This window comes from Cytobacillus sp. BC1816, from assembly GCF_051353635.1.
Classification (GTDB): domain Bacteria; phylum Bacillota; class Bacilli; order Bacillales; family Cytobacillaceae; genus Cytobacillus; species Cytobacillus oceanisediminis_C.
Map to the genome: position 1 here is coordinate 4,576,505 of NZ_CP195611.1, position 11,526 is coordinate 4,588,030.

The following is an 11,526-nucleotide window of genomic DNA, read 5'->3' on the forward strand; positions in this document are numbered from 1 at the left end:
ACCGAAAGGCGTCCTTTGCCTTTTGAGAGGATGGGCTTGTGACCTCGAGGGGGTAGGCGCTGGAGCTAGACAGTAATCTAATTTCAGAATTTATACATTCTTGCCATTTAAAAAAGCCAGTCATAAGCAAATTCCGACTAAGCTGATTAGGCTTCACCTGATGCCACTTTATCATAATGAATTGAAGAGGACAAGCCGAAGTTTCTGGTATTACCATTAATTGATATTTATTAAATTATCCATTCCTCACAAACTAAATAAGCAGACCATAAAAGAAGGGAGGATTTCCGTGCGGATCTTATTTACCGCAGCTGCGGCCTTATCGTTTTTTCTGATTTCCTTATGCACAGTCAGCGCCCAGGAAAATCAAGCTGATGTATATAAACAAAGAATGACCTTATACAAAAAAGTTGAAGCTGTTACGAACATTCCCTGGTATTACATAGCGGGGATTGATCAGTATGAACGGAATGTCCGGCAATCCAGAAGGGATATTCCCAAAGCTGAAGGCATTACAGGCATCTATTTCAAAACTGAAGAGTGGGCGGGGATCTTGAATCCAGATCCATCCGATGAGAATCCTGCATCCATTCAATTTTTCAACGGAATAGGGATGGACGGGGACGGGGACGGAAAAGCCAGCTTGAAAAGTGATGAAGATGTTCTTCATTCCTTTGCCAATTTCCTTCTCTCCTATGGTACAGACCATGAAAATTTAAAAATTGGATTGTGGAATTATTATAAGCGTGATAAAGCTGTCGGCATCATTATCGGCAAAGCCCAGATATATAAGCAGTTCGGCCGCCTTGATCTTGATGATCACGCCTTCCCTGTCCCCTTGAGGAGCAATTACAGCTACAGAAATACATGGGGTGACGCAAGAGGATGGGGAGGAAGACGGATACATGAGGGAACCGATATTTTCGCTGATTACGGGGTTCCCGTCCGGGCTACATCCTATGGAATAGTGGAAATGAAGGGCTGGAATAAATATGGCGGATGGAGAATCGGCATCCGTGATATTAATAACAACTACCATTATTTTGCCCACTTAAGCGGATTTGCAAAGGACCTCAGGGTTGGACAAATTGTTGAACCTGGTATGATGATAGGAGGGGTAGGAAGCTCTGGCTATGGGCCTCCGGGTACATCAGGCAAATTCCCTCCCCATCTCCATTATGGCATCTACAAAGACAATGGCTATACTGAGTGGTCCTATGATCCCTATCCTCATTTAAGATTATGGGAAAGACAGGATCGGATAAAAGCCAGGAAAAAATAAATATGAATAAAGGACTGCCCTTTTAAACGGACAGTCCTTTGTTTATATTATTTAGCTTTTCTAGCTTTAGATACGGCATTTATGATACTTGCTGCAAGACCGCCCCAGATAATGAGCATCCCAACCACCATCATTGTAATTGCACTTCCAGACATTATTGAGATACCTCCTTCTTTTCAGGGATTTCAAGCGTATTTTTCTGCCATTTGATTGACATGAAGACAAAGCCCAGAATGATGGCTCCTATTGCAACACCCCATCCTGAATATAACAGGAAGCTGGTCGGGTAGCCTTCATAATTATCCTTAATGTTTGTAATGATATTTTGAACCATCATGTAGCCTAAAACGATTGGGGTAATGAAGCCTAAGCAAACTCTCCACCAGCCGCCTAAGCGGATATCAGACATGCTATCCGCATGGTTTTGAAGGTTTTTAAGTTCTTTAAGCACCCAAGCTACAATGACAACCTCAACCAGGCCGGCAAGCGCCACACCGAATTGGTTGATGAAATAATCAGCCGCATCAAGGAAGTATAAGCCGCCCTGAGTAGCAAATAAGATGGAGATAACTGCCGATAAACCTCCGCCAAATAGAACAGCTTTTGTACGGGAAGTCTTGAATTTGTCCTGTACTCCAGCAACGAAAGTCTCAACGATAGAGATTAATGAAGATAATCCCGCAAGCACCAGACAGATAAAGAACAGAGAGCCGAATAAGCCATTTAAGGCAGGGAATTCATTAATAATCTGCGGAAATACAACAAACGCCAAACCAACACCTGCCGTAACGACTTCACTGACCGGAACCCCAGCTTGGTTAGCCATAAATCCAAGTGCAGCGAATACTCCGATACCTGCTAGCAGTTCAAATCCTGAGTTAGCAAAACCAGTAATAAAGGCATTATTAGTAATATCCGTCTTTTTAGGAAGGTAACTTGAGTATGTTACCATGATGGCGAAAGCAATGGATAAACTGAAGAAAATTTGCCCATAGGCTGCAACCCATACTTTCGGGCTCGCAATCTGGCTCCAGTCAGGCTTGAAGAAAGCATCAAGTCCCTGTGCAGCGCCTTCTAAAGTTAATGCGCGAACAACAATAATAAAGAATAAAATAACAAGTGCAGGAATAAAGATTTTGTTCGCAATCTCAATACCTTTCTTAACACCTTTGAATAGAACACCCAGTGTGATAACCCACGTAATGACTAATGGAATGAATACGCCTGGAACGATTGACCCAACCTGGCCAGGAGCTTCAGCTAAGTTAAGGTAGCTTCCAAATAAGAAACCTTCCGGATCATCTCCCCATTTTAAGCTGAATGAAAAGCCAGCAAATGACATAGCCCAAGCAATAATTACGGCATAATAAGTTGAGATGACAAATGATACGGCAACCTGCCACCAGCCAAGCCACTCGTACTTTTTGCTGAGTCTTGCATAAGAAAGCGGTGCTGACCCCCGGTATTTATGGCCGATCGTAAACTCCATGACCAGCAAAGGAATCCCCGCCGTTAATAATGCAAATAAGTATGGAAAGAAGAACGCTCCTCCTCCATTTTCATAGGCCACTGCCGGGAATCGCCAGATGTTTCCCAAGCCGACAGCCGACCCTACAGCAGCTAAAATAAAGCCTGCCCTTGTACCCCACTGCGGACGATTATCCATAGTATTTCCTACCCCCTGTAAATATTCCCAATTAAAAAGAACAATGGGAACTTTTTATATTTTCAGATAATTAAATCTAACTAAGCCTAGTATAGCTAGTTTTTGATAATCTGTCAAAACATTATTTTAGGCATAATAATATTTTTCAAAATAATATGTTTTAACACACTGCTAGAGTAAAGCAACTAAGAATATTGATATACTCCTATTTTGATTTCATTTGAATTCCACTTACCAAGAGTTATTTCACCAAAGCTGATCAATTCATTATTTGTCCTCACCTCCTTAGTAAAATTTATTCTCAAAAGCTAAAAACTTTCGCGATTTATTCAGAAAATTCTAAATAAAATTGACGTAATGCCAAAATTAACCTTGTTTGGTCTTCCAGGTCCCGGGAATATAACCAGTGTGCTTAACCATTACCAAATTTAGCATAAAGCATTACAGAGGAGGTTTTACAAATGGATGCCAATATTATCGGAGTTTATAATTCACAAAGGGAAGTAGTAAATGCCATTCAAGAACTGCAAAATGACGGATACCCTGTTCAGGATCTATCCATCATTGGGCAGACAGAACACCTGGATACGTCTCTTGAAGATAAAACCGGTGTTCATACAGAGACCTTCGAGACTAAAGATAGAGACAGCAGTGAAAGCGCGGGATTCTTAAATAGTCTGGCATCATGGTTTGATGATGATCGTATGAGCAGCGACTCTGCAGGTGAAAAGTTCAGGGAACTGGGCATGACAGATGATGAAGCACGCAAGTATGAAACTTATGTCAACGAGGGAAAAATCATTTTATACAGCGATCGAATAGATACTGCAACAGGCTTTACCAATGCCGGAACGGCTGAAGCCAATGTGGACAGCACTTACACTGGGGGATATAGCCAGCAGAGAAAACCCGCTGAAGAAGATGAACAATCATTAAAACTTCGGGAAGAACAGCTGGATGTGTCAAAAGAACGTGTTCAAGCCGGAGAGGTTGAAATCCATAAAGACGTTGTGGAAGAACAAAAAGCAATTAATGTACCGGTAGAGCATGAAGAAGTGTATGTAGAAAGAAGAAAAGTGGATGATCAAACTGGTGCAAGCACCTCACCTATATCAGATGAGGAAACAATCAGGATCCCAATTACAGAAGAGCGTGTAGAAGTCTCCAAAAAGCCCGTTGTCACTGAAGAGATTATCGTAGGCAAACGGGAAGTTCAGGAAACGCAGCAGGTTAAAGAAAATCTTAAGAAAGAAGAAGTACATCTTGAAGGCGGCCGTGAATATGTTACTGACGATGAAGACTTAAATCGTTCTCTTAATGGAAGAAATAATGACAACCTATAATTAAAAGGGTCCCTTCCGGGGGACCCCTTTTATAATGATGAATGAACACAAAAAAAGGCCTTCTCAAAGAGAAAGCCTTTTTCTATAGGTTTAACTAGCCCTATTTTCCTGCCAGGCTTCTTTTTTGCCACGGCCAAGGAAAGCAAATGCCGCTACAAGAACAGCCACTGTAAGTAATGCGATAGCAGTGCTGCCAGTAAACCCGACGATTAAATAACCAATAACTGCGATCCCTGCTGAAATCAAGGCATATGGAAGCTGAGTCATCACATGGTCTATATGGTTACAGCCTGCCCCAGTTGAGGAAAGAATCGTTGTATCGGAAATCGGTGAACAATGATCTCCGAAAACCGCTCCAGCAAGGACAGCTGACATAGCCGGCAATAACAGCGTGATATCCGTTGCTGCAGCAATGTCTCCAGCAATCGGAAGCAGGATGCCGAAAGATCCCCATGAAGTTCCCGTACTAAAAGCCATAATGCCTGCTATGACAAAGAGTAAAAATGGAAGCCAGGAAGTGCTCATATTGGAGCTTTCCACAATACCAGCCAAATATTTTCCAGTTTCCAGACGGCCGATCAAATCAACAATCGCCCAGGCAAACAGTAAGATATAAACAGCTGGAAGCATGGATTTAATGCCTTCCCATACCCCTGCTCCAAAAACATTTGCGTTAACTCCTTTTAAAACATATGCCTGTCGAAGGAATAATGCAATAGAGATAAACAAACCAATTAGGCCACCAAGGATAAGAGACTTTGAAACATCTGTGTTTTCAAAGATTTGCAGTAGCGTCGCATCTCCTTCAACCGCTTGGGATCCCGTCCAAAGCATTGCACCTACTGTACCAATGACAAGGGCAATAATCGGATACACAAGATCCCCAACCGATCCTTTTGAACTTGTTGGAAGGTCGTCTTTGAGTTCACCAGGTGCAGGCTTCTCAGGATCCATTACAAGCCCCTCTTCAACTGCACGCTTCTCATGAACCTTCATTGGCCCAATTTCCATGCCTCTTAATGCTACAATAAACACAATAGCAAGTGTAGTCCATACATAAAGATTCATTGGGATCATTTGAATGAATGCCGAGAAAGCGGAATACTCGGTCACATTATGGGCAGCAAGGATAGTTCCAATCAGCGCAATAATATATGCTCCCCAGCTTGATACTGGAGAAACCACACAAACAGGTGCTGAAGTCGAATCAATCAAATAAGCAAGTTTCGCCCGGGATACACGCTGGCGGTCTGTAATCGGTCGTGAAATCTGGCCGACTGCCAGAGCATTGAAATAGTCGTCAATGAATATGATAATACCTAAAACAGCTCCGACAATCTGTGCGCCTGCACGGGTCTTGACACGCTTCATCGCCCATTCTCCAAATGCGCGGCTTCCGCCTGAAATAGATATAAATGCAGTAATAACTCCTAATACAAGCAAGAATAGAATAATATATACATTCCAGGTGTTCAGCTCTCCGTCTGAAACAAAAATTCCCTTTACAGCATCCCAAATGATGCTGAATGTTTCTGTGATGCTAAATTCAGCCAGCAATAATGCGGCTGTGACGATCCCCACTCCCAATGACAGCAATACGCGCCTGGTCAGGATAACCATGGCGATTGCTACCAAAGGCGGCAGCAGGGAGAAAATCGTGTTTGCCATTACTTGTCCTCCTCTTGTTTTTTTGGATCACTCCATTAAAGGCGTGTCCGTTTTTCAATCAGGGGAACAACAAGGATGATGACAGAGTCAAAATAAAAAAAGAGTAACGATAGAGAAAAATCTATCATTACTCTTTTGAAGTAATTAGTTTCTCCATCACGATCTGTAGCTCCCCATTATGAAGGCTTTGACAAAGTATATTCATACTTTCCCCTCATAATGACAGTGTTACTCCTATTTGAAGTAACCCCAGCAAGATTAGTTCTGACTCACTAATCATGCTTCGGCAACATTCCCTTTCGGCTGCGGTCTTAGTTGTCATCCTCGCACAGCGTACTCTTGAATCTTGCGCCTCTACCCCATCGGATATGATAAGGTTTTTATGAAATTATATTGAAATTTTATCAAAATACTAATCTATTTGCAAGTGTTATTGGCCGGCCGGTATTTCTATTGAAGGTGAGGTGCCCCCTCCGCCATTGTAAAATTGCGGGACCTTTCCCGGGTAAATGCCATAAGCGGCCAGTACATCCTCCTGTACAGTGATAATTTTAGTGGCAAAGGGAATAATGATTTGAACCTGCACATCCAGACGGACCAGTACCTTTACTTCAACATTATTAATGCCGTGATCCTTTGTTTCAGTTATAAAATTGGAGGTAACAGATCCAACTGCATTAAATTTTACCGGTATCCGGGGACCCAAGTTTCCGAGGAGCGCATTATTGGTTGCCTGGCCAAGCGGCACGTAATAAACAATTCCATTTGTATTCTGCATTTGTTCCGTGTTAATTTCCACGTCTGTAAAGGACTCCAATGCATCCAAATCGCCCTTTTCCGCCTTTTTAATATTATCCTGAACCAGTTCGGTTACTTCCGCTTTGACCCTGTTCAGCTTTTCCACATTAATGCTGACAACACCGCTTTCACTTGCTTCAAACATATCTTCCAAATCCATCACATTGGTAATTTTTTTATTAATCGCATTGTTTATCACCAATGATGCGATTTTCCTTGTCTGTGAATCGGCATAGCTCATGAGTGTGGGCTTTAGCCCTTCGTTGATAATCCATAGGCCGGCAGCTGTTGAGATGACGAAAAATATAAAGGTCAATAGAAATACATAACGAAATGGCAGAGGACCTTTCCGGGGCAGCCGGCCGCGAAATTTTGCCAAAACAAATCCCCCCTTTACAAGCTATATGTATGCTGTAAAGGAGGGAACTAGGCTCAAAAATCCAAAATAGTTTATTGTTGTACAAAAGTCGTATCGCATCCTATAATGACAGAATTCAATTCAATCCTCAAATCTGCTTCATATGGCTCGACATTCCTGCCTTTTTCTTCAAGTACGCGTATGACAGGCCTATCACTCAGACCCGCGTTCTGCCGGCAGACAACGCCTTTCCGGCCATCATTCAGCTCGACTGTAACACCCACAGGATATACAGCAACCGCTTGACGAAAAACTTCAATTATCCTTTTATCAAATAACTTTTCTGCCCCTGCATATAAAATCTCCAGACCTTCATGCGGAAGCATAGCCTGTCTGTAAATACGATTTGATGTTACTGCATCAAATACATCGGCTATCGCAATAATCTTGCCGAAGTCATGTATCTCGTCTCCCTCAAGGCCGCGCGGGTAGCCGGTGCCATTCAAACGCTCATGATGCTGAAAGGCACAATGTGCAACAAGGAGCGGAATCGTCTCTACTCTTCTTAATATATTAAATCCAACTTCAGGGTGCTTCTTTATTGATTCAAATTCTTCCGCTGTCAATTTACCCGGTTTCAAAAGAATATCTGCTGGCACCTTCATTTTCCCTACATCATGGAGAATAGCACCTAGCCCCAGGATTTCAAGTTCCTTTGGCAGGAGCTGAAGTTTCATCCCGATTGCCAGAGAATAAAGGGTTACATTCAGGGAGTGTGTGAAAATATAGTGGTCATATGTATAAACATCTGATAGGATCGTAAGCAGCTCTCTATTTCCCCTTATTTCACCGATGAGTTGACGAACTAGCCCTGATAGCCGTTTAGAGGCTTTCTCAATCACTAAAGAGCCTGATAGATCTTTATTTGCTTCTACACCCTTCAGAACCGATTCTATGGTTTCGATAGCCTTCGTTCGCATTTTGGCAGTCAGAGGGTCCTTATATTGGATATCCTCAGTGCGCCAATCCCTGATATACACATAAGTAATACCCATTTCCTGCAATTTGTATATTAATTTATCAGCCAGCTCCACACCTTCATGCAAGAGGACCTGACCCTTGTCATTATATATAGCCTTGGCCAAAACGCTGCCAGTCTCAATTGTATTGGTTGCTGCTAATCTCATATGTATCTCCCATATCCTTTTTTCAGTGCTACTTTATATTTCGGGTATAATTTGGTTTTATTTACATTATACGACAAAATTCCAGCATTGGCGGAAGTTCTCAAATTTTTTATAAAAATGGATTCTTATGCCGTTTTTAAGGATAACTTTAATGTGCTTTTCTATACTCCGGGGCTTTTTTACTCCATTATGTTTTTTAGGTGCGGATAGCCGTTTTTTAGGTGCGGATAAAAAAATTTATGTGCGGATAGCTGATTTTTTCCAGATAAAATAGTTTGTGTCCGTAGAAGCTCTTTATATAAATCCAATAAAAAAGACATCCCTATCAAGGCATGCCTTTAGATCATTTTAAGAAGTGCATCTCTTCCTATCGTCCCTTTAATAATGCCCAGTTCCTCTGCTTCATATGTGACAGATTCGAGGGGGGCATCTAACAGCTGCTCTATGGTTTTTACGCCGACCGCCCTGCCGGCAATTACTTTGCGGTCCTTAAGCTTCTCATTCAGCAGAGCTACATCAAGGGCGCCGCACATGATATACCCTTTATCATTCGTTACCACAAGCAGATTGGTCTTCGGCAATTGCACCGATACACTCAAAAAAGTATGGCCTTCTATATCAATCGGTTTTAAATCAATCATACTTGCCGCCACTCCTTTCCTTTTTCCTTACACAATATGTACGGACAAGGAAAAGGGTGAAAGTGCCAGGCACCTATACCCGTTAGCTGAAGTGGTATAGGTGCCTGGCACCGCTTAAAATAAATCAAGCTGTCTGGGAGCGAGCTGCTGGTATTCGATATCAAGAAGTCGGATCATTTGTTTAGCATTGTCTGCCGCATCACCGCCAGAGTTATTATTGAAGACAACGAATACATTTTTACAATTTTCCTCAAGCTGTCTTAGATGTAACGCCCATTCAGCAAGTTCTTTTTCGTTATACCGGTAAAGATAGCGGACCTCTCGCCAATTGTCTCCATTCTTTTTCTGCCAGCCATGAAAATTTCGGCCATGAAACCGGACAAGCACCTTATCAGGATGGGTTGTTTCCAGGACAGTTGGAACAGAACCCTCACCTGCTTGCGGTTCATCACAGATGCTGTGAATCCAGCCTTCTTCTCTCATAAATCTTAATGTGCTTTCCTTAAACTCCGGCCGAAACCACGATTGATGCCTGAATTCCAGGGCACATGGGATATCCCCCATCTGCTCTTTGCACCAGCGAAGATAGTCGACATTGGCTTTTTTGCAGTCAAACCATGGCGGAAATTGAAACAGCACCATAGCCAGTTTGCCGGAGTGGATATAAGGCTCCAATGAGCCTATGAAAGCTTCAAACATTTCTTCTTTGCTTTCAAAAGGGATTTCGCCTCTCTGATGACCGGTCATGCCCTGGTAGGCTTTTACTATAAATTGAAAAGACTCAGGCGTGTCCTTTACCCATTTGGAAGAGTTGCGCTTTGGCTGAACCGCATAAAAAGCTGAGTCCACCTCCACAGTCGGAAAATGGCCGGCGTACTCCTTTAATTTATCCCTCGGCGATATATTGCCTGCATAAAGGCTATCATGGTCGCCCCAGCCTGTTACGCCTATGATAATCATTAAAACACCTCCGTTTTTTGCCATAGTATTTTAAGAATAAATAATTCAAAACCGCATTGGCTTATTATCGCAAAGGGTTATATCTTCACTTTAGCAATTTAATCATTAATTTTCCAAATATAATCAGTTTCTGCCCTTCAGCAGCTTCTTATCATTTAAAAACCCGCTTACCATGGCCGGTAAACGGGTTTTTATAAAATATCTATTAACCGATGGAACCTTCCATCTCAAATTTGATCAGGCGGTTCATCTCTACTGCGTATTCCATTGGAAGTTCTTTCGTAAATGGCTCGATGAAGCCCATTACGATCATTTCTGTTGCTTCTTCCTCTGAAATTCCACGGCTCATAAGATAGAACAACTGTTCTTCTGATACCTTTGAAACCTTCGCTTCATGCTCAAGAGAGATGTTGTCGTTCAGGATTTCATTGTAAGGGATCGTATCTGAAGTTGACTGGTTATCCATGATTAACGTATCACACTCGATGTTGGCACGAGCACCTTCCGCTTTGCGGCCGAAGTGAACAATTCCGCGGTATGTTACTTTACCGCCCTGCTTGGAAATCGATTTCGATACTATCGTCGAAGAAGTGTTTGGTGCAAGGTGAATCATTTTCGCACCTGCATCCTGGTGCTGTCCCTTACCTGCTAGTGCAATGGAAAGGGTCATGCCGCGTGCGCCTTCTCCTTTAAGAATAACTGCCGGATATTTCATTGTCAGTTTTGAACCGATGTTTCCGTCAATCCATTCCATTGTTGCGTTTGATTCACAAACAGCACGCTTCGTAACCAGGTTAAATACGTTGTTCGCCCAGTTCTGGATGGTTGTATAACGGCAGTATGCATCTTTTTTGATGATGATTTCAACAACCGCACTATGAAGTGAGTTTGTTGTGTAAACAGGTGCTGTACAGCCCTCTACATAGTGTACATGTGCACCTTCATCAACAATGATTAATGTACGCTCAAACTGCCCCATGTTCTCAGAGTTAATGCGGAAATATGCCTGCAGCGGCGTATCAACTTTAACCCCTTTAGGAACATAAATGAACGATCCGCCAGACCAAACCGCTGAGTTTAATGCAGAGAATTTGTTATCTGTTGGAGGGATAACCTTTGCCCAATGCTCACGGAAAATATCTTCATTTTCGCGAAGAGCGGAATCGGTATCTTTGAACACAATTCCTTTCGCTTCAAGATCTTCCTGCATATTATGGTAAACAACCTCTGATTCATACTGGGCAGAAACACCAGCAAGATATTTCTGCTCTGCTTCAGGAATGCCCAATTTATCAAATGTCTGTTTAATTTCGTCAGGAACTTCATCCCAAGAGCGTTCCGTTTTTTCAGAAGGCTTTACATAATACGTAATTTCATCAAAGTTTAATGACGCTAAATCTCCGCCCCATTGCGGCATAGGCATGTTATAGAAATGCTCCAATGATTTTAAACGGAAGTCAAGCATCCATTGTGGCTCTTCCTTCAATTTTGAAATCTCTTCAACAATTTCTTTTGTCAAACCGCGTTTTGATCGGAAAATGGAAACGTCTTTATCGGCAAAACCATACTTGTAATCGCCGATCTCAGGCATTTTTTTTGCCATCGTCGTATTCCTCCATTCGT

Annotated in this window: 10 protein-coding genes and 1 riboswitch; of the genes, 2 read left to right on the plus strand and 8 right to left on the minus strand. The window is 42.3% G+C overall.

Going from position 1 to position 11,526, the window contains the following annotated elements:
* Nucleotides 1–289 precede the first annotated feature (289 nt).
* Nucleotides 290–1,282 (plus strand): M23 family metallopeptidase, encoded by a 993-nt coding sequence (locus ACR42H_RS23260; RefSeq protein WP_113883631.1) that lies wholly within the window; start codon nucleotides 290–292, stop codon nucleotides 1,280–1,282.
* A gap of 47 nt (nucleotides 1,283–1,329) precedes the next feature.
* Here ACR42H_RS23260 and ACR42H_RS23265 read toward each other — a convergent pair whose 3' ends face one another.
* Complete coding sequence (locus ACR42H_RS23265; protein WP_113883632.1) at nucleotides 1,330–1,437, minus strand: methionine/alanine import family NSS transporter small subunit; 108 nt, start codon at nucleotides 1,435–1,437, stop codon at nucleotides 1,330–1,332.
* The gene (locus ACR42H_RS23270; protein ID WP_113883633.1) at nucleotides 1,437–2,948 is read right to left on the minus strand and encodes a sodium-dependent transporter; all 1,512 of its coding nucleotides are present in this window, start codon (nucleotides 2,946–2,948) and stop codon (nucleotides 1,437–1,439) included. Before ACR42H_RS23270 ends, ACR42H_RS23265 begins: the two co-directional genes overlap by 1 nt.
* A 461-nt stretch (nucleotides 2,949–3,409) precedes the next feature.
* Here ACR42H_RS23270 and ACR42H_RS23275 point away from each other — a divergent pair, with 461 nt between their 5' ends.
* Complete coding sequence (locus ACR42H_RS23275) at nucleotides 3,410–4,291, plus strand: YsnF/AvaK domain-containing protein (protein ID WP_436373487.1); 882 nt, start codon at nucleotides 3,410–3,412, stop codon at nucleotides 4,289–4,291.
* 90 nt (nucleotides 4,292–4,381) lie between these two features.
* On the opposite strand, the gene ACR42H_RS23280 is transcribed toward ACR42H_RS23275, so the two are convergent.
* From ACR42H_RS23280 to sufB, 6 genes are all read right to left on the minus strand, one after another.
* Nucleotides 4,382–5,959 (minus strand): Na+/H+ antiporter NhaC family protein, encoded by a 1,578-nt coding sequence (locus ACR42H_RS23280; protein WP_436373489.1) that lies wholly within the window; start codon nucleotides 5,957–5,959, stop codon nucleotides 4,382–4,384.
* A 158-nt stretch (nucleotides 5,960–6,117) separates the two neighbouring features.
* Nucleotides 6,118–6,324: riboswitch (Lysine riboswitch) on the minus strand.
* Nucleotides 6,325–6,389: 65 nt separating this feature from the next.
* On the minus strand, nucleotides 6,390–7,136 hold the full coding sequence (gene yunB / locus ACR42H_RS23285; RefSeq protein ID WP_113883636.1) for a sporulation protein YunB: 747 nt from the start codon (nucleotides 7,134–7,136) through the stop codon (nucleotides 6,390–6,392).
* A 71-nt stretch (nucleotides 7,137–7,207) separates the two neighbouring features.
* The gene (locus ACR42H_RS23290) at nucleotides 7,208–8,302 is read right to left on the minus strand and encodes an HD-GYP domain-containing protein (protein WP_113883637.1); all 1,095 of its coding nucleotides are present in this window, start codon (nucleotides 8,300–8,302) and stop codon (nucleotides 7,208–7,210) included.
* 338 nt (nucleotides 8,303–8,640) lie between these two features.
* The gene (locus ACR42H_RS23295) at nucleotides 8,641–8,943 is read right to left on the minus strand and encodes a YunC family protein (RefSeq protein ID WP_113883639.1); all 303 of its coding nucleotides are present in this window, start codon (nucleotides 8,941–8,943) and stop codon (nucleotides 8,641–8,643) included.
* A 114-nt stretch (nucleotides 8,944–9,057) separates the two neighbouring features.
* Nucleotides 9,058–9,903: a DUF72 domain-containing protein gene (locus tag ACR42H_RS23300; RefSeq protein ID WP_436377052.1), complete on the minus strand. Its 846-nt coding sequence runs from the start codon at nucleotides 9,901–9,903 to the stop codon at nucleotides 9,058–9,060.
* Between the two features lie 205 nt (nucleotides 9,904–10,108).
* Complete coding sequence (sufB, locus tag ACR42H_RS23305) at nucleotides 10,109–11,506, minus strand: Fe-S cluster assembly protein SufB (RefSeq protein WP_113883641.1); 1,398 nt, start codon at nucleotides 11,504–11,506, stop codon at nucleotides 10,109–10,111.
* Nucleotides 11,507–11,526 lie beyond the last annotated feature (20 nt).